Source organism: Thioalkalivibrio sp. ALE9, from assembly GCF_000377445.1.
Classification (GTDB): domain Bacteria; phylum Pseudomonadota; class Gammaproteobacteria; order Ectothiorhodospirales; family Ectothiorhodospiraceae; genus Thioalkalivibrio.
Genome location: NZ_KB898138.1, coordinates 32,104 through 56,509, shown reverse-complemented (window position 1 = coordinate 56,509; position 24,406 = coordinate 32,104). Strand labels below are relative to the sequence as shown.

General features: G+C 66.5%; 22 protein-coding genes, 2 tRNA genes, 1 pseudogene and 1 other annotated feature. Of the genes and pseudogenes, 8 read left to right on the top strand and 17 right to left on the bottom strand.

From position 1 onward, the window contains the following. The 9 genes and pseudogenes from D106_RS0113725 to uvrC all read right to left on the bottom strand — a co-directional run. Positions 1-1,178 (bottom strand): IS256 family transposase (locus D106_RS0113725; protein ID WP_038045964.1); only part of this gene is annotated, 1,178 nt, incomplete at its 3' end. 105 nt (positions 1,179-1,283) lie between these two features. Continuing rightward, positions 1,284-1,378 (bottom strand) — a sequence feature (AL1L pseudoknot). Continuing rightward, positions 1,286-1,656 (bottom strand): annotated as a pseudogene (locus D106_RS14365) (transposase); the annotation flags it as partial. Its footprint overlaps the feature before it by 93 nt. Before the next feature lie 783 nt (positions 1,657-2,439). Then, on the bottom strand, positions 2,440-4,929 hold the full coding sequence (locus tag D106_RS0113710) for an EAL domain-containing protein (protein ID WP_018880382.1): 2,490 nt from the start codon (positions 4,927-4,929) through the stop codon (positions 2,440-2,442). 200 nt (positions 4,930-5,129) lie between these two features. After that, positions 5,130-6,224, bottom strand: a complete 1,095-nt coding sequence (locus tag D106_RS0113705; protein ID WP_018880381.1) for a diguanylate cyclase — start codon at positions 6,222-6,224, stop codon at positions 5,130-5,132. A 166-nt stretch (positions 6,225-6,390) separates the two neighbouring features. Then, a tRNA-Cys gene (locus tag D106_RS0113700) sits at positions 6,391-6,464 on the bottom strand. 91 nt (positions 6,465-6,555) lie between these two features. After that, positions 6,556-6,631: transfer RNA gene (locus D106_RS0113695), tRNA-Gly, on the bottom strand. Between the two features lie 42 nt (positions 6,632-6,673). Continuing rightward, complete coding sequence (locus D106_RS0113690; RefSeq protein WP_018880380.1) at positions 6,674-8,023, bottom strand: sensor domain-containing diguanylate cyclase; 1,350 nt, start codon at positions 8,021-8,023, stop codon at positions 6,674-6,676. A gap of 141 nt (positions 8,024-8,164) precedes the next feature. Further along, on the bottom strand, positions 8,165-8,716 hold the full coding sequence (gene pgsA, locus D106_RS0113685) for a CDP-diacylglycerol--glycerol-3-phosphate 3-phosphatidyltransferase (protein WP_018880379.1): 552 nt from the start codon (positions 8,714-8,716) through the stop codon (positions 8,165-8,167). A 260-nt stretch (positions 8,717-8,976) separates the two neighbouring features. Further along, positions 8,977-10,803: an excinuclease ABC subunit UvrC gene (gene uvrC / locus D106_RS0113680; RefSeq protein WP_018880378.1), complete on the bottom strand. Its 1,827-nt coding sequence runs from the start codon at positions 10,801-10,803 to the stop codon at positions 8,977-8,979. Between the two features lie 134 nt (positions 10,804-10,937). Here uvrC and D106_RS0113675 point away from each other — a divergent pair, with 134 nt between their 5' ends. Both D106_RS0113675 and D106_RS0113670 read left to right on the top strand, forming a co-directional pair. Further along, entirely contained in the window at positions 10,938-11,138 is a 201-nt protein-coding gene (locus D106_RS0113675; protein ID WP_018876411.1) for a DUF2281 domain-containing protein, read from the top strand. Continuing rightward, positions 11,128-11,460 carry a type II toxin-antitoxin system PemK/MazF family toxin gene (locus D106_RS0113670; RefSeq protein ID WP_018880377.1) on the top strand — a complete coding sequence of 111 codons (333 nt, stop codon included), beginning with the start codon at positions 11,128-11,130 and terminating at the stop codon, positions 11,458-11,460. Before D106_RS0113675 ends, D106_RS0113670 begins: the two co-directional genes overlap by 11 nt. A 172-nt stretch (positions 11,461-11,632) precedes the next feature. Here D106_RS0113670 and D106_RS0113665 read toward each other — a convergent pair whose 3' ends face one another. From D106_RS0113665 to D106_RS0113640, 6 genes are all read right to left on the bottom strand, one after another. Beyond that, entirely contained in the window at positions 11,633-12,274 is a 642-nt protein-coding gene (locus D106_RS0113665) for a uracil-DNA glycosylase (RefSeq protein WP_018880376.1), read from the bottom strand. Continuing rightward, on the bottom strand, positions 12,264-12,740 hold the full coding sequence (locus D106_RS0113660; protein ID WP_018880375.1) for a CYTH domain-containing protein: 477 nt from the start codon (positions 12,738-12,740) through the stop codon (positions 12,264-12,266). The genes D106_RS0113665 and D106_RS0113660 overlap by 11 nt, the downstream gene beginning before the upstream one ends. A gap of 91 nt (positions 12,741-12,831) precedes the next feature. Next, entirely contained in the window at positions 12,832-13,794 is a 963-nt protein-coding gene (locus D106_RS0113655; RefSeq protein WP_018866174.1) for a beta-ketoacyl-ACP synthase III, read from the bottom strand. Continuing rightward, positions 13,791-14,819 carry a phosphate acyltransferase PlsX gene (gene plsX, locus D106_RS0113650; protein WP_018866173.1) on the bottom strand — a complete coding sequence of 343 codons (1,029 nt, stop codon included), beginning with the start codon at positions 14,817-14,819 and terminating at the stop codon, positions 13,791-13,793. Before plsX ends, D106_RS0113655 begins: the two co-directional genes overlap by 4 nt. 99 nt (positions 14,820-14,918) lie before the next feature. Further along, the gene (rpmF, locus tag D106_RS0113645) at positions 14,919-15,116 is read right to left on the bottom strand and encodes a 50S ribosomal protein L32 (RefSeq protein WP_017942094.1); all 198 of its coding nucleotides are present in this window, start codon (positions 15,114-15,116) and stop codon (positions 14,919-14,921) included. Positions 15,117-15,225: 109 nt separating this feature from the next. Continuing rightward, the gene (locus D106_RS0113640) at positions 15,226-15,750 is read right to left on the bottom strand and encodes a DUF177 domain-containing protein (RefSeq protein ID WP_018876407.1); all 525 of its coding nucleotides are present in this window, start codon (positions 15,748-15,750) and stop codon (positions 15,226-15,228) included. A gap of 154 nt (positions 15,751-15,904) precedes the next feature. Here D106_RS0113640 and D106_RS0113635 point away from each other — a divergent pair, with 154 nt between their 5' ends. The 3 genes from D106_RS0113635 to D106_RS0113625 are packed head-to-tail and all read left to right on the top strand — an operon-like array spanning position 15,905 to position 19,781. After that, positions 15,905-17,323, top strand: a complete 1,419-nt coding sequence (locus tag D106_RS0113635) for an acetyl-CoA carboxylase biotin carboxylase subunit (protein ID WP_018880374.1) — start codon at positions 15,905-15,907, stop codon at positions 17,321-17,323. Positions 17,324-17,356: 33 nt separating this feature from the next. Further along, positions 17,357-19,186: a sodium-extruding oxaloacetate decarboxylase subunit alpha gene (gene oadA, locus D106_RS0113630; RefSeq protein WP_018880373.1), complete on the top strand. Its 1,830-nt coding sequence runs from the start codon at positions 17,357-17,359 to the stop codon at positions 19,184-19,186. Further along, positions 19,179-19,781: a nucleoside triphosphate pyrophosphatase gene (locus tag D106_RS0113625; RefSeq protein WP_018880372.1), complete on the top strand. Its 603-nt coding sequence runs from the start codon at positions 19,179-19,181 to the stop codon at positions 19,779-19,781. The genes oadA and D106_RS0113625 overlap by 8 nt, the downstream gene beginning before the upstream one ends. A gap of 21 nt (positions 19,782-19,802) precedes the next feature. On the opposite strand, the gene D106_RS0113620 is transcribed toward D106_RS0113625, so the two are convergent. After that, positions 19,803-20,405, bottom strand: coding sequence for a bifunctional 2-polyprenyl-6-hydroxyphenol methylase/3-demethylubiquinol 3-O-methyltransferase UbiG (locus D106_RS0113620; protein ID WP_018880371.1), 603 nt, complete (start codon positions 20,403-20,405; stop codon positions 19,803-19,805). 462 nt (positions 20,406-20,867) lie between these two features. On the opposite strand from D106_RS0113620, the gene D106_RS0113615 reads away from it, so the two are divergent. The 3 genes from D106_RS0113615 (at position 20,868) to D106_RS0113605 (ending at position 22,456) form a co-directional block, all read left to right on the top strand. Next, positions 20,868-21,710 (top strand): ion transporter, encoded by an 843-nt coding sequence (locus D106_RS0113615; protein ID WP_018877572.1) that lies wholly within the window; start codon positions 20,868-20,870, stop codon positions 21,708-21,710. 91 nt (positions 21,711-21,801) lie between these two features. Beyond that, on the top strand, positions 21,802-22,029 hold the full coding sequence (locus D106_RS0113610; RefSeq protein ID WP_017942101.1) for a type II toxin-antitoxin system Phd/YefM family antitoxin: 228 nt from the start codon (positions 21,802-21,804) through the stop codon (positions 22,027-22,029). Further along, a complete protein-coding gene (locus D106_RS0113605; protein WP_018880370.1) occupies positions 22,016-22,456 on the top strand; it encodes a type II toxin-antitoxin system VapC family toxin in 441 nt (146 codons plus the stop codon). The genes D106_RS0113610 and D106_RS0113605 overlap by 14 nt, the downstream gene beginning before the upstream one ends. A 248-nt stretch (positions 22,457-22,704) precedes the next feature. Here the strand turns inward: D106_RS0113605 and D106_RS0113600 are convergent, their stop codons facing one another. Continuing rightward, the gene (locus D106_RS0113600) at positions 22,705-24,390 is read right to left on the bottom strand and encodes a 2-isopropylmalate synthase (RefSeq protein WP_026280686.1); all 1,686 of its coding nucleotides are present in this window, start codon (positions 24,388-24,390) and stop codon (positions 22,705-22,707) included. Positions 24,391-24,406: the final 16 nt, after the last annotated feature.

The following is a 24,406-nucleotide window of genomic DNA, read 5'->3' as shown; positions in this document are numbered from 1 at the left end:
TTCTTGTGCTCTTTGAGCAGATCCATGTTCAGGTAGCGGTTGTCCTCCAGCCAGCCTTCGTGGATTTCGACGGCCAGGGCCCGTACCAGGCGTAGACAGCTGTGGGTGTTGGGGAAGATCCGGACCACCCGGGTCCGGCGCCGGATCTCCTCGTTCAGCCGCTCGAGCATGTTGGTGCTCTTCATGTGCTTGTGATGGGCCCGCGGCAGGCGGTAGAACGTCAACGTCTCCTGGATGTTGTCTTCCACCCAGTCGCACAGGCGGGGATACTTCGCCTGCCAGCGCTCCAGCCAGGCCGCCAGATCGCGCTGGGCCTCGGTCAGATCCCGGCGGTCGTAGAGCCAGCGCAGCTCTTGCAGGCAGTCGTCGTCGGCCTTGCGCGGCAGGTGGTCCAGGGCGTTGCGCAGGAAGTGCACATAGCAGCGCTGCCATACCGCTTCCGGGAGGATCTCCAGGATGGCCCGGCGCAGCCCTGCGTGCTCGTCGCTGACCACCCGTTCGACCCCGTTCAGCCCGCGCTCGCGTAGCCGCTCCAGGAAGGCGCGCCAGCTGCTCGCGCTCTCGCGACTGGCCAGCTCCACCCCCAGCACCTGACGCCGGCCCTCCCAGTTGACACCGATAGCGATCAGTACCGCCTGGGACCGGATCACACCGCCCTCGCGGACCTTCTCGTAGCGCGCGTCCAGGATCAGATAGGGGCAGGGCTCCTCCAGGCGCCGCGACGCGAACTCCGCCAGGCGGCCGTCCAGCCCCCGGTTGATGGTCGAGATCGCCGAGGCCGAGAACCCGTGATCGCACAACTCCTCGGTGATGGCCTTGACCTTGCGCGTCGACACGCCCTGGACATACATCTCCATCAGGGCCGAGACCAGCGCCTTCTCCGAGCGCTGATAGCGCTCGAACAGGCTGGTGGAGAACTGGCCGTTGCGGTCCCGGGGGACCCGCAACTCCAGCTTGCCCACGCGCGTGATCAGGGTGCGCGGGTAGTACCCGGCCCGGTAGCCCAGGCGGCCCTCGGTGCGCTCGCCCGGTGCCGCCTGGAGCTGGTCGCTCATCTCGGCCTCCAGGACCTGCTGGACCGCCTCGCGCACCAGCGTGCGCATCAGTTCCTCGTCTGTCCCCAATAACGCTCGCAGTGACGTGCGATCCGCAGTAGCCTGGCTCTTGTGAGTGGTCATGGTCTCGCCCTCCTTGAGGGGTTCCGGTGGTCGCTAACCAACCCGAATACCATGGCCGCTCACCTCCTGCCAGCTTCTGCACACAACTCAGCACACTACTCCATGCGGATCGGCTCGACCCCGTGGTCCTCCCGGTGGGCATCGATGAAGGCGACCATTTCCGCGGTGGGCGGTCGAGCTCCGCCTGCGCGAAAAACGCTGAGGCCTTGCGCAGGATCTCCTTCGCCTAGCGCAACTCACGGACCTTGCGTTCCAGTTCCCGGATGCGCTCATGCTCAGCGGTGGTCACGCACTCATGGATCCCGTGGTCGCGCTCATACCGGCGCACCCAGCGCCGCAGGGTCTCGGTCGTGCAGCCGACCTTGGCGGCAATCGAGACCGTGGCCGCCCATTGCGATTCGTGTTGATTCTGCAGGTCCAGGACCATCTGTACCGCACGCTCGCGGACTTCCGGGGAGTCTCGTGTCCCAGTCTTCATGGCTCTATCCTCTCACAGGAAAAAGCCTCCGAATTTCCCGGGGCGGTTCAGGCTGCGTACCGCGCCTTGTCTCGGAAAACCTGGGGTGCCAACGCGAGTTGAACCGCCCCGGGCCAATTCTGGGGGACATCCACTTTGGCGACCATCCGTGGTCCTCGCCCCTGCCCTGTCATCCAGGCCGGAGCGAAGCGAAGAGCCGGGATCGCCCGCGTCGAGGCAGCCCCAATCATCGAGATCCCGGATAACTGCTGCGCGGTTTCCGGGATGACCGGTGAGCGCGACTTCACGCTCGCCATCGTGCAGGAGACCGTGGGCATCACAGGCATCTCCACTGGACCCGGGGAAACTGCTGCACGCCTGGACGATAGTTCGGCACCACCTGAAGGACAGGATTGTGACTCGGGGTTCCGGGGTGCGGAACGAGAAAGGGCCGCCCCGGATTCCCTTCCTGGACGACCCTTTTGGGGCTTCCTTGCCCCGAGGCACAAGCTAACAGAACCGGTGCGGATTTCCAGCCGCGTGGCCAAGATTTCCGTGAGCGGTCGATTTCGATCTCTTAGCGGTAGTTTTTGATGGAATATTTTTCTATTTCGCCGAAATCGCGGCAGCCACCCACGAGGGTCCAGCTACTCTCGATCGTGGGCCGTGGGTCGCTCCAGAGGGTCGGGGTGATGCTCACGCGGGCAGGGGCTTCGCGGCCGAGGCCGCTCCTACATGGCGTGGCGTTGCCGCTTCGGTCGGGCGGGCCAGGTGAAGCGTGTGGCTCGATGCGCAGTCCGCGCGTCAGGTCTGAAACAATTGGTTGGCGGGGGCGGGTCGGCCGAGGAGGTAGCCCTGGCCGGTGGCACAGCCTTCGCGCAGCAGGAAGCTTCGCTGGGGTTCTTCCTCCACGCCTTCGGCGATCAGGTCCAGTTCCAGGGCGGCGGCCAGTGCGATGATGGCGCGGATGATGGATTCGTTGTGGCGGGAGTGGCCGATGTCGCGCACCAGGGACTGGTCGACCTTCAGGCGATGCAGCGGCAGGCGGCGCAGGTGCGCCAGGTTGGAGTATCCCGAGCCGAAGTCGTCCATGGCCAGTCGGACCCCCAGGTTGTCCAGGCGGCGCAGGATCGCCAGGGCCCGTTCCGGGTCCTCCATGATCATGGTCTCGGTCAGTTCGACCTCGAGACGTTCCGGGGCGATGCCGTGGCGCTCGAGGGTCTCGCGCACGGTCGCAACCAGCGCCTCGTCATGGAGCTCGCGGGCCGAGAGGTTCACGGCCATCATGGGGATGTGTCGGCCCGCCGTGTCCCAGATGGCGAGCTGGCGACAGGCCGCTTCCAGCACCCAGCGGTCGATCGATACGATCAGCCCCGTCTCCTCCGCCAGCGGGATGAACTCCGCGGGGGATACCATGCCGCGGCGCGGATGGTTCCAGCGGACCAGGCTCTCCACCCCCACACACTCGCCACTGGCGAGGTCGAACTGGGGCTGGAAGTGGAGCACGAATTCCTCGTTGGCGATGGCCTGGCGCAGGTCGTTTTCCAGAAACAGTCGGTGCTCCGTCAGGGCGCCCATCTCCGGGGTGTAAGCGCACCAGCCGTCACCGCCACGGGCCCGCGCCGCCTGCATGGCCAGTTCGGCCGCGGTCAGCAGCTCCTCCCGGGTCTGGCCGTCGCCCGGGAAGCAGGCCACCCCCGCGCTCACGGTGAGAACCAGGCTGCGCCCCGAGGTCTCGAAGGGGGCGCGCAGGGTATCCAGCAGGGTCTGCATGAAGGCTTCCAGACCGTCGTGTTCCGGGGTCTCCACAATCAGGCAGAATTCGTCCGCGCCGACGCGCGCGATGGTGTCCTGGGGTGTCAGCGTCTGGCCCAGGCGTTGCGCGATCCCCTGCAAGACGGTATCGCCCGCCGAGGTCCCCAGGGTCTCGTTGACGTTGCGGAAGCGGTCGAGGTCCAGCAGCACCACCCAGCGCGCCTCGCCATCGGCCATCGCGCGCTCCACCGTGTGCCCGAGGCGATCCTGCAGCAGCGTTCGGTTCGGCAGCCCGGTACGGGTATCGAAGTGCGAGATCTGGCGCAGCTGCTCCTTCTGCTCGATGCTGTCGGTCAGATCGGTCCAGGCGCCGACGATTTCCTGCTCGCCCCGACCGCTCGCGCCGGGGACCAGCCGCATCTCGTCGCGCACGTGGCGCAGCTTGCCCCAGCCATCAAACAGCCGGAATTCGCGCACCACCTCGCCGTCGGTCAGCAGCCGCTGATTCTCCTGCAGGGCACCGACCCGATCCTCGGGGTGCAGTTGCTGTTCCCACCAGCCGGGGCGCAGCGCGGCAGCCGGATCAACCCCGAACAGACGCTGAATGTTGGGACTCACCCACTGTGGCGTGAGATCCGAGGAGGCGAGCTGATAGATCACCGTCGGGCCGCTGTCGATCACATGCTCCAGCCGCTGGTTGGCGGCCGCCAGCTCCCGGGTACGTAGACGCACCTGCCAGCGCAACAGCAGTCCCGCGACCGCCAGGAGCAGCACCAGGCCCAGCGCGGAAAACAACGCCCAGCGGACCCAGCCCGGCAACCCGGGCGAATCATCCGCCAGCAGGGTCTCGGCAAGGGCCCGCTGGTAGGGCGAATCCGCCAGGGGCTTCCATTGCTCCAGATAGGCGTCGATCACGGCCAGGTACTCGCCATGCCGCTCCGGCGTGGCTGCGTAATAAAGGCCCACCTGGCCGAAGGTGATGGGGGTCTCCACCAGACCAAAGGCCCTGGCATGCTGGCGACCGTAGAAGTTGTTGCTGACCGCCGCGGCGGCCTCGCCTTCCAGAACCGCCGCCAGGACCGCCGGCAGGCTGGTGAAGGTGACCAGTTCGTACTCGAGATTCGGATTGCGCATCTGCTCCTGGCGCAGATGGCTTTCCTGCACGGAGCCTCCCAGTACGGCAAGCCGCCGCGAACCCAGCGCTTCCAGGCTGCTGAAGCCGGATTGCGGGAAGGCGTACACCTGGCTCCAGCCCTGCACGACCGGGATCTGGTGAAAGTCGAGAAACTCGTCGCGCATCTCGGTCAGGGCCACGTCCGGCATCAGGTCCAGCCGGCCCTCGCGCAGGTCCAGCAGGCACTGGGCCCACTCGCAGGGGATGTACTCGACTTGCCAGTGTTCACGCCGCGCAATGGAGTCCAGCAGGTGCACGAAAAGACCACCGGCCTCGCCCTGCGCGTCCACGCTGACCTTGGGCGCGTTGTCGTACACGCCTACCCGCAGGTCCGCCTCGGCGAACGCCTGCCCCGCGGGCAGCATTGCCAGCAAGCACGCGGCCGCCGCCCCCACGAGGGCCGTCCATGGCCTACGACATTGCGCCGGTTTACGGGATCGAGTCAGACCGGCGCCCGGAGGCATTGCATACTCGTCCGACACGTTAATCGAACTCCCTGGGCGGTATAGCCTCCAGCATAGTGCCACGGCTTTGATCCTGCTGCGCGCCGGCACCGGAATCCCGCCTATTCCACCAGCACGCGATCCCGGCCGGCTGCTTTGGCCCCGTACATCAGGTTGTCCGCGCGCCCCAGCACATCGTCCCGCGTATCCCCCGCGCGGAATACCGTGATCCCGAACGAACCGGTGACCGGTACCCCCGCAATCGGCTCGGAAGCCAGGGCCGCCCGGCAGCGCTCGGCCAACTGCTGCGCCTCGTGTGCTGAGGTCTCCGGCGCCACGATCAGGAACTCCTCCCCGCCCCAGCGGGCGACGAAATCCGGCTCGCGCAGGTTGGCCTCCAGTCGACGCGCCACACCCTCGATCACGGCATCTCCACAGGCGTGACCATGCGCGTCGTTCACGGCCTTGAAGTGGTCGATATCCATGCCGATCACCGCGACGGGATGCCAGTAACGCGCCACGGCCGCGGCCTGGCGGTCCAGAAAGGCCTCCGCGGCCCGGCGATTCGCAAGTCCGGTCAGGGGGTCGGTGCGCGCGGCCCGCGCCATGGCCTCGGACCGGACCAGGGCATCCTTCACCGTGTCACGCATCGAGATGGCAATACTGGCCAGCACCAACAGCACGCCCAGGAACAGGTGCACCCGCAGCAGATAGACCGCGGTCTCGGTGGCAAGCGTCCCGTCCAGGGCCTCTCCGATCACCCCGGCCAGGGCGATGAGCGACGCAATGATCAGGATAGCCAGCCCCGCGCGCAGACCCGCGCGGTGATCCAGCATCACGAACGCCGCGAGGATCACGATACCCACCGCCCAGTAATGCCCGCCGGCCAGGACCAGAAGACGGTCGTCCAGGGAACCCCCCGCATGAAAATGCCAGGCCAGCCGCGAGAGGACGATCGCGGCAACAAGAGCCAGCATCCAGGGCTCCAGCCGCGCGAGCCAGTCGGGCCGGCGCCAAAGGGTCAACCACAGGCCCGCCAGCAGTGCGGCAAAGAGCGGATAGAGGTACGCCGGGAACGGATCACCGGGACCGCGGATCGACCAGCTCAGCAGGAAGATCGCCACCCCGCCCGCCAGCGCCACCAGGTATACGAGGCGCTTGCGGGCCTGCAGTTGTGCCGCTTCGGCATGAGCACCGCCGCTGGATGGATCGTCCATCGCCTGATCCCCGATCGGGCGGACGGACCGCCGCTGATGAATGGCTCCCGGGCCGACCCTCGCGCACGCCCCGGGGTGCCCCGAGCATGCCGGGCGTCATCACGCGGGACAATCCCGACCACGCAAAAGGCCGCCCGGGGGCGGCCTTTTGCAGCTACTGCAATGATGGAGGCTGGGGTCGGAATCGAACCGGCGTACACGGATTTGCAGTCCGCTGCATAACCACTCTGCCACCCAGCCTGTATCGGGTGGGTTCCGGTCCGCGAACGCACGGGCATCTGCGCGGGCCGAAACAGAAAACCCCGGCGGAACCGGGGTTTCAGGAATCTGTTGGAGCGGGAAACGAGATTCGAACTCGCGACCCCAACCTTGGCAAGGTTGTGCTCTACCAGCTGAGCTATTCCCGCTCTTCGTTATCGGCGCGTATTCTACCGCAGATTCCCGGCAGGTCAATACCCGCGGTAGCCGATCGCCCCGGCGCCATGCACCGCGCGGTCAAACACCACCACCTGGTTGCGTCCGGCATTCTTCGCGACATACATCGCGGCATCCGCTGCCCGCGACAAGTCCGGTCCGTCGGCCGCATCCAGCGGAAACAGCGCAATCCCGATGCTGCAGGAGATCCGCACCTCGACGCCGTCGCAGTCGAACGGTTCGGCCAGGGCCGCCCGAATCTTCTCGCCAATCACGGCGGCCTGTGCCCGGCTCTCCTGCGCCGACTGGAAGCGCGGCAGCATCACCACGAACTCGTCCCCCGCAATGCGCGCAGCCACGTCGCTTTCGCGTATCGCACCCGCCAGACGCTGAGCCACCGCACGCAACAGGAGATCCCCAACCGCGTGGCCATACTGATCATTCACCGGCTTGAATTCGTCGAGGTCGACGAACATCAGGGCTACCGGCTGCCCGCCGCGGCGAGCCCCTGTCAGTTCGTGATCAAGGATCTGGTAAAAAAGAGTGCGATTTGGCAAGTCCGTGAGCGGGTCGTAATGAGCCAGTCTCTGCATCTGCTCCTCGGTTACCTTGCGATCAGTGATGTCACGCGCAATACCGAGGAACTCCGTCACGCGACCCTTCTCGTCCAGCACCGGCGACACGTTGCTAGTGTGCCAGCGGTAATGCCCATCCTGATGACGGATTCGATACTCGATGCCCGAGGCTTTCTGCCCCGTACGGGCGATTCCCTCGAGAAAGGCGTAGCAGGCCGGAAGATCCTCCGGCGCGACGTACTCATCAATGGCGTGGTCGATGGCATCGCTGATCGGGTACCCCAGGTTTTCGGTCCAGTTGGGCGATACGTAGCTCAGCACGCCATCGGGGCGTAGCGAGTAGATGACGTCGCTGGCCGTCTCCACGAAGGCGCGAAACTTCGCCTCGCTCTGACGCAGCGAAGCCTCCAGTTGCTTGCGCTCGGTCACCTCGGTGGCAAAGCCGGTCCAGACCACGGAGCCATCGTCGAGGCGCCGTGCGGTGTCGTAGGCGGACAGCCACATCTCGCCGCCCCCGCGACACCGCATGCGGAACTCCATGCTCGCGTGCGCCCCATCTTCCTCAGTGGCTATCGTGGATCGCACCACTCGCTCGCGGTCGTCCGGATGGATGCATTCCAGTAGCGGCGCGCCGTCAACCTTCAGTGACTCCCGGTCCACGCCGAACCAGTGCTCCGCCAGCTCGCCAACATAGGGATAGGAGAAACGCCCGTCCGCCTCCCTACGTAGCTGGTAAACGAAGCCGGGAAGCAGCCCCTGAAGCGCCTCCAGCGTCTGGATGTTGTCGAGGTCTAGCTGGGGGCCAGGCATGGGCGCTCCCGCGGGCGACACGTGGTCGATCATCGCAGTGTATCGCCAAACCCCGGCGCGGCGGAACGCACCGGGTCGCCCGGTGGGCGCCGCTTGTCGCGTGGCGTCAGGGACGCCGACTAGAAGGGATTGCGCCGCGCGTCAGTTGCTTCGCGCGGCAGCCAGCATGTACTGGATCATCGAGACCAGCGTGAGCGCCGCGGCCAGATACAACAGCAATTCGCCGATCACGAAGGTGGGGAGCCCGGCGATCGGCTCCGCCCAGAGCAACAGGAAGATCGCGACCATCTGGGCCGTGGTCTTCACCTTGCCCACCCAGGACACCGCCACCTTGGCGCTGCCGCCGATCTCCGCCATCCACTCGCGCAGCGCGGAAATGGCGATCTCGCGCCCGATGATCACGATCGCGGCCAGTGCCAGGCCCAGTCCCGGGTTGTGATCGACCACCAGCACCAGGGCCGCGGCCACGATCAGCTTGTCCGCGACCGGGTCCAGGAAAGCGCCGAACCGGCTGGTCACCTCCCAGCGCCGGGCCAGATAGCCATCCAGCCAGTCGGTCAGGCCCGCCAGCGCGAAGATGATGGCGGCCAGGACGCCGCCCAGCGGCATCTCCAGGCCGTAGAACGCGGCCACCAGCAAGGGGATCATTACGATCCGCGACCAGGTCAGCCAGGTGGGCAGTTGGGGGAACATGGCACTAGCTTAAGGAAACACTGATTAATGTGCACGCTCGCGCGCGAGTCGCTTTTGCGTGCGTCTAATGCGCAGTGACCACCGTGCAGTCATTCTGCACAAGCAAACCGCAACGCCGGAGCCCCTTCGGGGTTGGCACCCCAGGTTCCCCGATCCTGCGTTGCGGCACTTGCCGGTAGAACCACTACCGGCTGCGCACCGCGCCTTGTCTCGGAAAACCTGAGGTGCCAACGCGAGCGTGCACATTAATCAGTGTTTCCTTAACTCTCGTGAAACTGGTCGTAGATCGACTGCGCGAGGCGCCGATGGATCCCCGGCACCTTGGTCAGCTCCTCGACCCCGGCCCGGCTGACGCCCCGCAGGCCGCCGAAGTGCTTCAGCAGCACGCTGCGCCGCTTCGGCCCCAGCCCCGGAATGGCCTCCAGGGTCGATTCCTTGCGAGCCTTCGCGCGGCGGGCGCGGTGTCCGGTGATCGCAAACCGATGGGCCTCGTCGCGGATCTGCTGGATCAGATGCAGCGCGCCGGAATGCGCGGGGAGTATAGAGGGCGCCTCTACCCCGCTCAATATCAGGGTTTCCATCCCCGGCTTGCGCTCCTCGCCCTTGGCCACGCCCACCACCTTGATGTGGTCCAGCCCAAGATCCGCCAGCACATTCAGCGCCTGCGTCACCTGGCCCTTGCCGCCATCGATGAACAGGATATCCGGTTCCTGGCCCTCGCCCTTCTTCAGCCGCGCGAAACGCCGGCTGAGCGCCTGATGCATGGCCGCATAGTCGTCGCCCGGCTCGATCCCCTCGATATTGAAGCGGCGGTAGTCCGACTTGATCGGCCCCTCCGGCCCGAACACCACGCAGGAGGCCACGGTGCCTTCGCCCCCGGTGTGCGAGATATCGAAGCACTCCATGCGCCGGGGTGCCTCCTCCAGCCCCAGCTCGGCGGTCAGGGCATCCAGCCGCGCGGTCTGCCCGGCCTGGCTGGCGATGCGGGTCTTCAGCGCCAGCTCGGCGTTGCGCCGCGCCATGTCCAGCCAGCGGGCCCGCTCGCCGCGCAGCGACCACGCCAGCGCGACCTTCCCGCCACGACGTTCCGCCAGAAAGGCCTCCAGTGCCTCCGCACCCTGCGGCTCGTGCGAAAGCAGGATGCGCGCCGGGGGCTCGCGCTCCGCGTAGTACTGCGCCAGCACCGCGGCCATGATCTCGTCCGTATCCGTGGCCTCGGGCACGTTGGGGAACAGCTCGCTGTTGCCGAGATTCTGCCCGTTGCGCACGAAGAAGATCTCCACCGCGCAGGCCCCCGCCTCCTGCGCCAGCGCGAATACGTCGGCATCGCCCTCGCCGCCGGAGACGAACTGCTGCTCGGAGATCTGGCGCAACCGCGCGATCTGGTCGCGCAGGCGCGCCGCGTGCTCGAAATCCAGGCGCGCGGAGGCCGCCTCCATACGCTCCATCAATTCCGCGACCACCGCCTCGCTCTTGCCCTCGAGGAACTTCACCGAAGCCTCCACGTCGCGGGCGTAGTCCTCCGGCTCGATGTAGCCGACACAGGGGGCGGTGCAGCGCCCGATCTGGTATTGCAGGCAGGGGCGGGAACGATGCGCGAACACACTGTCCTCGCACTGGCGCACCTGGAACAGCTTCTGCAGCAGCGCCAGGCTCTCGCGCACCGCCCCGGCCGAGGGGTACGGCCCGAAGTAACGCACGCCCTTCTTGCGCGCACCGCGGTGGAACCCGAGCCGGGGATAGTCCTGGTTGGACACGTAGATGTAGGGGTAGCTCTTGTCATCCCGCAGCAGCACGTTATAGCGCGGCCGGTGGCGCTTGATCAGGTTGGCCTCCAGCAGCAGGGCCTCGGCCTCGGTGTGCGTCACCGCCACACGGATATCCGCGATCTGCCGCACCATCGAGCGGATGCGCGGGCCGCGGTCATCGCTGCCACGGAAATAGCTGGCCACCCGGCTCTTCAGGTTTCGCGCCTTGCCGACATACAGCACCGCCCCCGACGCATCCAGCATCTGGTACACGCCGGGGGACTGCGTCAGCGACTGCAGAAAGGCCTTGTGATCGAATCCGGTCTCGGGGGTACTCATGGTCGCATCAGGATACCGGAACTGCCCCACCCTCCGGCATAGCCCCGTGCGCAGCCGATACCATTCGGGATATCCTTGATGCCATTACTTATAAGTCTTCGCCACTCGAGGCGACGTACCGGGAGGACCGAGCCATGGATATCGCCGAACAGATCTATGAAGAGGTCAAACGCCTGCCCGAGCCCCTTTCACGCGAAGTTCTGGACTTCATTGGTTATCTGGAATCCAAGCACGGTCTGAGTGACACGCCTGGCGAAGACATCAAGAAAGCCCAGGAAACTGCTCTCGGATCGATCTGGGAAAATCCCGAGGACGAGGTCTGGGATGACCGCTGAGCCGGGAGCTATCGTTGCCATCCCCTTTCCCTTTTCGGACCTGACCACTCGAAAACGCCGGCCTGTTCTCGTCCTCTCCGAGATCGATCGATTCGGCGATTTCGCTGCGCTCGCCGTCACATCGTCGCCAAACCAGACTCATGCAATAGAAGTGAACCCGAACATGTTGCTGGAGGGTTCACTTCCCAAGACCAGCTGGGTTCGCTACGACAAGATATTCACGCTCAGTAGCCGTCTGATCACTCATCAATACGCGAAGCTCGACGCACAAACCGTTGATGGGATCCGGGCGCATTTCTGCCGCCATTTCCATTGCCCGTAGGCGGGGAGCTCGGCCCTGCCCGTAAACTGACCGATTGCCACGGCCCCTGCGGGGCCTCGCAATGACAGGGGAAGCACAGCGTCATCGCGAGGGCCGCAGGTGCGTGGCGATCCGGGTGGCCACCCCGGACGCAGGCCCTGAGGGCACCGGGCAGACCTTCCGGGCCGGAAGGCTAATCGAGGTGGCCGCGGATCCGGGCGAACAGCTCGTGGAACATCGCCGGGGTCAGGCGCCGGGTCTGCGTGTTGTAGCGCGAGCAGTGGTAGGAGTCGACCAGGCGGGTGTGCGCGTCCAGCGCGTGCTCGGCACCGTGGCCAAAGCGCAGGCTGGACAGCGGCAGGCCCTTCGCGCGCAGGATGGCATCGTGCGCGATCTTGCCCAGCGCCAGGATCACCCGCGGCTGCATCGCCGTCATCTCGGCCGCAAGGAAGCCGTTGCAGGTGCGGATCTCTTCGGTGGTCGGCTTGTTCTGTGGAGGCAAGCACTTGACCGCGTTGGTGATGCGGCAGTCGACCAGTTCCAGGGCATCGTCCACGCGCGTGCTCTCCGGTGCGCTGGCAAAGCCGTGTTCGTGCAGGGTCTGGTACAGCAGCACCCCCGCGTAGTCGCCGGTGAACGGGCGCCCGGTGGCATTGGCCCCGTGCATGCCGGGTGCCAGACCGACGATCAGCAGCCGAGCATCCAGCGGGCCGAAGGACGGCACGGGCGCCGCGTGATATTCGGGATGTTTCGCCCGCACGTCCTCCAGAAAGGCCGCCAGCCGCGGGCAGGAACGGCAGTCCGGCGCGAAGATTTCGTGGGGCTCAGGAGGCATCCGACCACTCGCGGTAGGGGTTCCGGGCCAATTCGGTGTTGTAGTAGCGCGGGTCGTGCGAGACCTCGTCGCCCAGCCACTCGGGACGCGGGAACTCGGCATCGCTGCTCGGGAGCTCCAGTTCCGCGACGATCAGCCCGGCGTTGGCGCCTTCGAACACGTCGATCTCGTACTCCCAGCCCTGGACGTCCACCCAGTACCGGGTCTTTTCCACCTGCGGTCCGGCAAGGGTATCCAGCAGGCGATGCGCCTCGTCCACCGGGATGTCGTACTGGTATTCGTCGCGCTCCACGCCGAGGGTCGCGCTCTTGATGTTGAGGTTGGCCCCCTCCTCGTCCACCCGCACGCGGATGGAGGCGCGATCGTTGCCACACAGGTAGCCCTGGCGCATGTACTGCGAGCGCACCACGCCTTCGCGCCAGGCATCACTGGCCAGCAGGAACTTGCGTTCGATCTCGCGCCCCATGTCGTCGACTCCCGTCTTGCGGCGAACCGCCGCATGAATCCTGTGGGAGCCTGCCTGCAGGCGAAGCCCCCGCCCAAGCCTGATGCGTGCGCTACATCCGGATCAGCGCGGAACCCCAGGTGAAGCCGCCGCCGAAGGCCTCGGTCAGGATCAGGTCGCCCCGCTTGATGCGGCCATCGCGTACGGCGGTGTCCAGCGCCAGCGGGATCGAGGCGGCCGAGGTATTGCCGTGGCGGTCCACCGTGACCACCACGTTGTCCATGGACATGTTCAGCTTCTTCGCGGTCGCCTGGATGATGCGGATATTCGCCTGATGCGGCACCAGCCAGTCCAGTTCGGACTTGTCGATGCCGTTGTATTCCAGGGTCTCGTCAACGATCTGGTCCAGTGTGTTCACCGCGACCCGGAAGACCGCGCGGCCCTCCATGCGGATGAATTCCAGATCGGGATTGTCATTCGGCTGGGAGACGCCACCCGGGACCTCCAGCAAGCCCTTGTGATGGCCGTCGGCATGCAGGTGGGTAGAGATAATGCCCGGGTCGGGGGAGCGCGACAGGACCACAGCCCCCGCGCCATCGCCCCACAGGATGCAATTGCCGCGGTCGGTATAGTCGGTGATGCGCGAAAGCGTCTCGGCCCCGACCACCAGCACATGCCGGATCTCGTCGCTCTGCATGAAGCGGTCGGCGGTCGCCAGCGCGTACACAAAACCGCTGCACACCGCCTGGATGTCGAACGCCGGGCAGCCGCCCACGCCCAGCTTGGCCTGCAGGATGCACGCCGTGCTGGGGAAGATCTGGTCGGGAGTCGTGGTCGCCACCAGGATCAGGTCGAGATCGGCGGCCCGAATGCCGGCGGCATCCAGCGCCCGTTCCGCGGCCTTCAGCGCCAGGTCCGAGGTGACCTCGTTCTCCGCCACGATGTGGCGCTCGCGGATGCCAGTGCGTTCGCGGATCCAGGCATCCGAGGTGTCGACCATCGCCTCCAGTTCGGCATTGGTCAGGATGCGCTCGGGCAGGTAGCTGCCGGTGCCGCTGATACGTGCATGCTTCACTCGCTGTTCTCCTGCCCGAGGAGCTGGCCCAGCTGCTTGTCGATCCGCCGCGAGATGTTCGCCTCCGCTTCGATGCGGGCGATGCGGATCGCGTGCTCGAAGGCGAGTTCGTCGGCACTGCCGTGGCTCTTGATGACCACGCCCTGCAGGCCCAGCAGCGAGGCCCCGTTGTAGCGACGGTGATCGAAGCGATGGCGCAGGCGGCGCAGCACCGGCAGGGCGAACAGTCCAGCCAGACGTGAATACAGCGAGGCGCGGAATTCGGCCTTCATGTTCGAGGAGATCATCTTGGCGACGCCCTCGCTAACCTTCAGCGCGACATTGCCGACGAACCCGTCGCAGACGACCACGTCCACATCGCCGCAGTAGACGTCGTTGCCCTCGACAAAGCCGATGTAATTGAGACTGGATGCCTCCAGCATGCGCCCGGCCTCGCGCACCCGGTCGTTGCCCTTGATCGCCTCGGAGCCGATGTTGAGCAGCCCCACGCGCGGGGCCTCCAGGCCGTCCACGGCGTTCGCCAGCACCGAGCCCATCACCGCGAACTGGTACAGATGCGCGGCCTCGACATCCACGTTCGCGCCCAGATCGAGCATGTGGGTGTGCCCTTCCATCGACGGCAATGCCGTGGCAATGGCCGGGCGGTCGATACCGGGAAGGGTCTTCAGCACATAGCGGGCAGTGGCCATCAGCCCACCGGTGTTGCCGGCGGAGACACAGGCCTGGGCCGCGCCGTTCTTGACCTGGTCGATGGCCACGCGCATGGAGGAGTCGCGTTTGGTGCGCAACGCCACCGCCGGCAGTTCCTCCATGCCCACGACCTGACTGGCGTGCACGATCTCGACGCGCTCGCGTTCGGCAGCGGACCAGCCGGAGAGGCCCGATTCGATGGTGTCCTGGTCGCCCACCAGCAGCAGGCGGAAGTCATCCGCCACCTTGAGTGCGCGACGCGCCGCTGGCAGTACGACGGGGGCGCCGTGGTCACCGCCCATCACGTCCAGTGCGATGGTGAAGCTGGCAGTCATGCTCGAGTCCGACGACCGGCCGGGACAGAGCCGGATTCAAACGCGGAAAGGCCACGGTGCAAGCGCAGCCGTGGCCCCGGGACGGTCATTACCCGGACCTTAATCTTCGTCTTCGTCGACTTCGACGTCCTGCTGGATCACCTGGCGACCGCGATAGAAGCCATCGGGGGTCACGTGGTGACGACGATGGATCTCGCCGGTCGTCGGATCGGTGGACAGGGTGGCGCCCGTCAGCCCGTCATGGGAGCGGCGCATGTCACGCTTGGAACGGGTCTTGCGGCGTTGCTGAACAGCCATGATGCATCTCCAGATTGATCAGATTCCCGTGGCGACGGGAGTGAGCCCGGTATCAAAACGGGCGCAAGTATAACGGTTCGGCGGGGGCAATGCCCCGACCGCGTTCGCTTCACGGGTCGTCCCGGTCCGGGCCGCCCCCCTTTTTCAGTTGTTCCAGCACGGCAAACGGGTTCTCGCCGCGTTCGCCCTCGGTGAACTCGGGCGCCGCAGCCGGCTCGCAATCCGCGTGGCGCGGAACCAGCGGCCACGCCAGCAGGATCTCTTCCTCGATCCAGGCCGCGGGGCGCAACAGGCCGTCGGCCTCGAGTTCGACAAAATCGTCATCCTCGCTCATGCCGGCCGGCGTGCCCTCCGCCGGCAGCAGCACCGCATCCGCCTCCAGACGGAATTCCCACGCCAGCGGCTGCAGGCAGCGCTGGCAGGTCTGCCACAGCTCGCCGCTGATAACCCCGCTCAGACGCATCTCGTCCAGTGTCCCGCGTTCCAGCAGGAACTTCGCGTGCACCCGCAGCGGGTGTCCCGGCAACGCGTCGGCGCGCAGTCGCGGCAGGTCTTCGGGACGCAGGTCGCCCTCGAATTCGAGGTGCCGGGCACGCGGTTGCCACGGGTCCAGAGAGACGGGGATACGACTCATAACAAACTCTTGGGAAAACCGTTCGGGCCTCCCCGGAACGAGGGCGCGGAATATACGCGCGCGCGGGCGATCTGTCAAAGCGAAACAGAAACTTGCAGCCACCCCGAACGACGTCGATACTCGAGAAGTCATCGACCTGTCCGGGGCCTTCCGTTTGATTCGCAAGCTGCTCATTGCCAACCGGGGCGAGATCGCCGTGCGCCTGATCCGGGCCTGCAGCGAACTGGGCATCATCTCGGTCGCCGTGTACACGGACGCCGACCGCCACGCCCTGCATGTAAAGAAGGCGGACGAGGCCTACGCCATCGGCCCCGATTCCATGGGTGGGTATCTCAGTATTCACCGACTGATCAGCGTCGCGCGCGCCGCCAGCTGCGACGCCATCCACCCGGGCTATGGCTTCCTCTCGGAGAACCCCGACTTCGCCGCCGCCTGCGCCGCGCGTAACCTGATCTGGGTCGGCCCGGACGCCACGGTCATCCGCCGCATGGGCGACAAGGTCGCCGCACGCCGGGCGATGATCGAGGCCGGTGTGCCGGTCACGCCCGGCTCCGAGGGCAACCTGGAGGACGTCGCGGCCGCGCTCGAGGTCGCCGAGCGCATCGGCTACCCGGTCATGCTGAAGGCCACCTCCGGCGGCGGCGGACGCGGGATCCGCCTGTGCGAGGATGCGCGCGCCCTGGAGCACAACTTCGAACGCGTGCGCTCGGAGGCCACCCGCGCCTTTGGCAGCACCGAGATCTTCCTGGAGAAGGCCGTGGTCAATCCGCGGCATATCGAGGTGCAGATCCTGGGCGATACCCACGGCCAGGCGATCCACCTGTTTGAACGCGACTGCTCGGTCCAGCGGCGCCACCAGAAGCTGGTGGAGATCGCGCCCTCGCCGCAGTTGACCGACGCCCAGCGCGACCATCTGGGCGAGCTCGCCGTGCGAGCCGCGAAGGCCGTCGGCTATCAGAACGCGGGGACCGTCGAGTTCCTGATGGACTCGGACGATTCCTTTTATTTCATGGAGATGAACACCCGTCTTCAGGTAGAACATCCGGTAACCGAGATGATCACCGGGGTGGACATCGTGCAGGAGCAGCTGCGCATCGCCGCCGGCGAACCCCTGCGCTATGCCCAGTCCGACATCACCCGGCGCGGCTACGCGATGGAGTTCCGCATCAACGCGGAGGATCCGAAGAACGACTTCCTGCCGAGCTTCGGCCGCATCACCCGCTACTTCGCCCCGGGAGGACCGGGCGTGCGCACCGACGGGGCGATCTACACGGGCTACACCATCCCGCCGCATTACGACTCGATGTGCGCCAAGCTGATCTGCTGGGCCCTGGAGTGGGATGACCTGCTGGCACGCTCCAACCGTGCGCTACGCGATATGGGCGTATTCGGCGTCAAGACGACCATCCCCTTCCACCTGGCGATCGTCGACCACCCGGTGTTCAGCAGCGGCCACTTCGACACCGGATTTGTCGCGGCGCACCCCGAGCTCACGCACTTCCCCGGCAAGCGCTCGGATCGCCAGCTCGCGGTGGCCGTCGCGGCCGCCCTCGCCGCTCACCACGGGTTGTAGACCCCAGCCCGCCGCACGGACACCGGAATGACCATGGATCGAGTTCACATCACCGATGTCACCCTGCGCGATGGCCACCAGAGCCTGATCGCCACGCGCATGCGCACCGAGGACATGCTGCCGATCTGCGAGCAGATGGACGCCATTGGCTTCCACTCGCTGGAGGTCTGGGGCGGCGCGACCTTCGATGCCTGCGTGCGCTTCTTGAAGGAAGACCCCTGGGAGCGCCTGCATCAGCTGAAGGCCGCGCTGCCGAACACCCCGCTACAGATGCTGCTGCGCGGCCAGAACCTGCTGGGCTACCGCCATTACGCCGACGACGTGGTCCGCGCCTTCGTCGAGCGCTCGGTCGCCGGCGGCATCGACATCATCCGCATCTTCGACGCGATGAACGACGCCCGGAACCTGCGCACCGCGATCGAGGCCACCCGCGAGGCCGGAGGCCATGCCCAGGGCACACTTTGCTACACCACTGGCCCGGTACATTCGGCCACACAATTCGTCGCCCTGGGACGCGAGCTGGTCGCCATGGGCGCGCAGAGCATCGCGATCAAGGACATGGCCGGGCTGCTCACGCCAACCGCCACCCGTGAGCTGGTCACCGAGCTGGTGGAGGCCCTGGACGTGCCGGTCCACCTGCATGCCCACGCCACCTCCGGTCTGTCCGAGCTGTGCCACTGGCAGGCCATCGAGGCCGGTTGCCGGCATATCGAGACCGCGATCTCCGCCTTCGCCGGCGGTACCAGCCACCCGCCGACCGAGAGCATGGTCGCCGCGCTGGCCGGCACCGGGCACGACACCGGGCTGGACCTCGTCGCGCTGCAACGGATCGGGATGTACTTCCACGAGGTGCGCAAGAAGTACCAGCGCTTCGAGAGCGAATACACCGGCATCGACACCCGCGTCCAGGTCAACCAGGTGCCCGGCGGGATGATCTCCAACCTGGCCAACCAGTTGCGCGACCAGAACGCGCTGGACCGCTTCGACGCGGTACTGGAAGAGATCCCCCGGGTGCGCGAAGACCTCGGCTACCCGCCCCTGGTGACGCCCACCTCGCAGATCGTCGGGACGCAGGCGGTGATGAACGTGCTGGCCGGCGAGCGCTACAAGACCATCACCAACGAGGTGAAGCAGTACCTGACCGGGCACTACGGCCGTGCACCGGGCCCCATCAACGCCGTGGTGCGGCAACAGGCCATCGGCAATGCCGAGGTCATCGACAGCCGCCCGGCCGACCTCCTGGCCCCGGAGATGGACTCGCTGGCCGCCGAGATCGGCGAACTGGCCCGCGGGCCGGAGGACGTGCTGACCTTCGCCCTGTTCCCCGAGGTGGGGCGCCAGTTCCTGCAACAACGCCACGACGGCGCGCTCGAGCCGGAACCGCTGAACCTCCCGGAGAACACCCAGGCGGGCTGCCCGGCCCCAGTGGAGTTCAACGTGACCTTCCACGGCGAGACCTACCACATCCAGGTAACCGGATCCGGCCACCATCGGGAGGACACCCGTCCGATGTACGTGACGGTCGACGGCATGCCGGAAGAGGTCCAGATCGAGACCCTGGATACCATCGAGACCGCCAGTGGCCATGCCGCGCCGAGCGGGGGTGGAAGCCGCAAGAAGTCGCGGCGCGCGACCCGCCCCGGCGACGTCACCACGTCGATGCCCGGTACCATCATCGACGTCCTGGTGGCCGAGGGCGACCGCGTGGAGGCCGGGCAGCCGGTGCTGGTGCTGGAGGCCATGAAGATGGAATCCGAGATCGCCGCCCCCGTGTCCGGCACCGTCACTGCGGTGAACGTCGCCAAGGGGGCGGCCGCCAATCCCGACGATGCGCTGATCGAGATCGACCACGCCGATGACTGAGACCGCGCGCAAACTGGTCCTCGCCTCCACCTCGCCCTACCGCGCCGAACTGCTCGGGCGCCTGCGCCTTCCGTTCGAGACCGCCCGCCCGAAGGTGGACGAGACCCCCCGGCCTCACGAGCGCCCCGACGCCATGGTGACCCGCCTCGCCGAGGCCAAGGCCCGCGCCGTGGCCGATGCCTATCCCGACCACCTGGTGATCGGCTCCGACCAGAACGCCAGCCACGCCGACAGCATCCTCGGCAAGCCGGGCGACACGGGCCGCGCGGAGGCTCAGCTCGCGGCCCTGTCGGGCAAGACGGTGACCTTCCACACGGGCCTTTGCCTGCTGGACACCGCCACCGGCCAGGCGCGGACCGGCGAAGTCCCGTTTACCGTGACCTTCCGCGAACTGACCCCGGAGGAGATCCACCACTACGTGGCACTCGAGCAGCCGCTGGACTGCGCCGGCAGCTTCAAGTCGGAAGGGCTGGGTATCAGCCTGTTCGCGCGCATGCAAGGCGACGACCCGACCGCGCTGGTCGGCCTGCCGCTGATCACCCTGGGCGGGTGGCTGCGCGAGGCGGGCATCGCCGTCCCGCCCCGGCCCGCCTGAACCGGCCGCGCGCCCCGGGGCCTATCCCCAGTCCTGCCTTGGCTTATGCCCCAGGATCTGCACGACGGCACCGCGCCCAGTGTGGAACTGCCCCTCGAGCACGTCGCGTTCGCGCTCCACGGCTTCCTCGAATTCGAGCCCGTCCAGCTCCTCGACCAGCGCGTCCCGCATCATCATCAGTTCGGCCGTAGGCGGCCCGCCCGTCCCCCATTCCAGCTGCGCCGGGGTGTAGGCCTCGAGGATGAACACCCCGCCGGGTCGCAGCCCGGCAACCACCCCGGCATGCAGACGACGCCGGATCGGCGGCGGCACATGGCAGAAGATGGAGGTAATCAGATCCCAGGAATCCGGCTCGATCGCGTAATCCGCGAGATCCGCCACCAGGGTGTCAATCTGTACGCCGCGGTCCTCTGCCAGGCGCTGGGCCTTCTGCAGGCCAACGGCGGAGCTGTCCACCGCCAGCACCTCGAAGCCCTGCTGCGCCAGGAAGACGGCGTTGCGGCCTTCTCCCTCGCCCAGGCACAGGGCCTTCCCAGGTGGCACGTTGGCCACCGCGGTACGCAGGAAATCATTCGGCTCGGTGCCGTAGACGTACTCATCCGCCGCGTAGCGCTCGTCCCACATTCATCGTCTCCTCACGGTTACAGCCGGGGTTCATCGGTCCACGCGTTTTACCACGCGCGGGGCAGAGACACAGGCCCCTGGGGAAACACTGATTAATGCACGCGCTCGCGCTCGCGCTCGAGTCGCTTTTGCGTGCGAACAAGGCGCGGTGACTGCCGTGCAGTCGTTCTGCACAAGGGAACCGCAACGCCGTGCGCGCGCCCGTTTTTGATCAACAACGGGCGGCCGAGCCCCGTCTTTCACTAGCTTGTGGGGGTTGGCACCCCAGGTTCCCCGATCCTGCGTTGCGCCGCTTGCGGGTAGAACCACTACCCGCTGCGCGACGCGCCTGGTCTCGGAAAACCTGGGGTGCCAACGCGAGCGTGTGCATTAATCAGTGTTTCCCGAGCGGGCGCGATTGCCGGAATGCGGCCTTTACCCTACTCTTGCGCCTCCCCGAGCACTGCGACGACCCCCGACACCATGAGCGAGACCCCCACGCTGCGCACGCGCCTGGAAGGCTTCATCGAGGCCCGGCTGACCCAGCGCTTCATCATCGGCCTGATCCTGCTGAACGCCCTGACCCTGGGGCTCGAGACCTCGGATACCGTGATGGGCTGGATGGGGCCGGTCATCCTGGCCGCGGACGCGATCATCCTGTCGCTCTTCACCGCCGAGGTGCTGGCCAAGCTGTTCGTCTACCGCCTGGCTTTCTGGCGCAACCCGTGGAACGTGTTCGACTTCTTCGTGGTGGGGATCGCGCTGATCCCCGCCTCCGGGCCATTCTCGGTGCTGCGCGTGCTGCGTCTGCTGCGCCTGGTGTCCATGGTGCCGAAGCTGCGCTTCATCGTGGAGGCGCTGCTGCGAGCCATTCCCGGCATCGTCTCCATCATCGGTCTGCTGCTACTGATCTTCTACGTGTTCGCGATCATCGCCACCGGCCTGTTCAGCGAATCCTTCCCGCAGAAGTTCGGCACCCTGGGTGCCACCATGTACAGCCTGTTCCAGGTGATGACGCTGGAGGGCTGGTCCGAGGACATCGCCCGTCCGGTGATGGAGGTCTACCCCTGGGCCTGGATATTCTTCGTGCCGTTCATCCTGATCGCCACGTTCACCGTGCTGAACCTGTTCATCGCGATCATCGTGGACGCCATGCAGCGCATGCATGATCGCGCGATGGAGATCGAACAGCAGATGATCCACGACAGCGTGCACGAGGAGAACCAGGCCCTGCACGCGGAGATCCACGAGATCCAGCAGGAAACCGTCAAGCTGCAGGAACGCCTGATCCGCATGCAGAACATGCTGGAGAAGCGGGTGAAGTAAGCGCCTTTGCGTGCCCCAATGGGCCCCGTCATTGCCGGACGTACAGCCTCGTGCTTCAATATCAGAAAATGAAGCACACCTGAGGGGCGCCATGAAAGAGCTCAACGTCCGCGAGATGCGGGCCTCCATTGGGCACCTGGACGAAATCGTACAGGCGTCCGGCGAAATTACCATCACCCGTCACGGAAAACCCATTGCACGCGTCCTCCCCGTGCGTCGCGGGCGTCAGCGTCCCGACCACCACGAGCTTCGCCAACGCACCGCGCAACTGATTCCCTCGGAGACCCTCCTCAGGGAAGAGCGCGATGAGCGCGGATGAACGGTGCTACCTCGACACCAGTGCCCTGGCCAAGTGGTACCTGAACGAACCGGGCTCCGAGGCCTTTGTCGACTACCTGCAAAAAGTCGACGTCGCCATCATCAGTCGGCTGGTGGCCACGGAACTGCGGTCCCTGCTCGCACGGCGCCGGCGTATGGGCGAACTGCCGCAGGAGCTGGAAACGATCATCTTCGCCACCTTCCAGGACGACATCTCCAGTGCCTCGTTACAGCTCTATCCCTTCGATGATTCACTCTTCGAGGAAGCGACCAACCTGATCACCCGCTACCCCGAACACCCACTGCGGACACTGGACGCACTGCACATCGCAACCGCGCGGCATCACGAGTTTCCAGTCATCGCCACCGCAGACAACGTGCTGGCGGACGCGGCTTCATCGATGGGCCTGACCGTTCGTCGATTCTGACGCCTCCGGCACCCGACGCGCGGGAGAAGCGGGTAAAGCAAAGAGCCCGGGAAGGAACCCGGCTGCGGCGCTCCGGCGCGGGCAGGGGCTTCGCCGCCAAGGCGGCTCCTACAAGACCACATCCCACCCCGGTAGGAGCCTGCTTGCAGGCGAAGCCCCTGCCAAAGCCAGCCCCACCTCAACGACCGGTGCTTGCGTGGCCCTCAACGCCCCCCTGCGCGCCCTCGGGCGCACTGGGGGGCGCGGGATCAGGCGTTGACGGCGGCCGGTTCGGTGGCGCGTTCGCCCAGGCGGCGGCCGGTGGCGTTCAGCACGGCCTGCAGCGTGGCAGCGGTCGTGTCCTCGCCCAGAGCGACGCCGACCGAGCGTTCGCCGTCCACCTGCACGTCCACCGCGGCCATGGCCCGCGCCTCGGTGCCGGACTCCATCGCGTGCTCATCGAAGTGGCTGACCTTCACCTCCACTCCGCGCTCGGCCTGCATCGCGGCGGTCAGGGCCTCGACCGCGCCGTGGCCCTCGCCCTGCAGGCGCGACTCGCGACCGGGCGGGCCCATGGTCGCGTCCAGCCGCACCACCGGACCTTCCTTCTCGATCTCGTAGCGCACCAGATCCCAGCCGGCGACCGGCGTCAGGTAATGCTGCTCGAACAACTCGTGGATGCGCCTGGATGACACCTCGATCTGCGAGGTCTCAGCATCCTTTTGCACGATGCGGGCAAACTCGATCGCCAGCCAGCGCGGCACCTCGATACCGTAATCGCGTTCCAGCACATGCGCCACGCCGCCCTTGCCGGACTGGCTGTTGATGCGCACGACCTCCTCGTAGCGCCGGCCCAGATCGCCCGGGTCGATCGGCAGGTAGGGCACGTTCCAGTGGCCGCCCTGCTCCTTGTAGTGCGCCAGGCCCTTGCGGATCGCATCCTGGTGGCTGCCGGAGAAGGCGGTGTAGACCAGCTCGCCCGCCCACGGATGGCGCGGGTGGATGGGCATGTCGGTGCACTCCTTGTACACCTCCATCAGCCGTTCCATATCGGACAGGTCGATGGTCGGGTCGATCCCCTGCGAGTACAGGTTCATGCCGACGGTGACCAGGTCCATGTTGCCGGTGCGCTCGCCGTTGCCGAACAGCGTGCCTTCCAGGCGATCGGCCCCGGCCAGCAGGCCCAGCTCGGCCGCGGCCACGCCGGTGCCGCGGTCGTTGTGCGTATGCAGCGACACGCAGAAGTGCTCGCGGTACTGCACATGATCGCAGAACCACTCGACCTGGTCGGCGAAGACATTCGGCGTGGCCGACTCGACCGTGGCCGGCAGGTTGATCACGACCTTCTGGCCCTGGTCCGGGCGCCAGATCGCGTTCACCGCATCCACGACCTCGACCGCGTAGTCCAGCTCGGTGGTGGAGAAGCTCTCCGGCGAGTACTGGAAGATCCAGTCCGTCTGCGGGTACTTCGCCGCATAGTCGCGCACCCAGCGCGCGCCGTTCTCGGCGATGCCGCGGATACCGTCGCGGTCCATGCGGAAGACCTGCTCGCGCTGCGCCGGGTTGGTGGAGTTGTACACGTGCACCACCGCGCGCGGTGCGCCCTCCAGCGCCGCGAAGGTCTTCTGGATCAGATCCTCGCGCGCCTGCGTCAGCACCTGGATATACACGCCCTCGGGGATGCGGTCTTCGTCGATCAGGCGGCGGGTGAAGTCGTAGTCGATCTGCGAGGCAGAGGGGAACCCGATCTCGATCTCCGTCAGGCCGATATCCACCAGCACCTCGAAGAAGCGCATCTTCTGCTCGACGCTCATCGGGTGCACCAGCGCCTGGTTGCCGTCGCGCAGGTCCACCGCGCAGAAACGCGGCGCAACCGTGGTGCGCTTCGCCGGCCAGCGGCGATCCGCCTTGTCGATCGGCGGGAACGGGGCATATTTGGTGTGATCGAAGGCCATGGTGCGCATCTCCTGT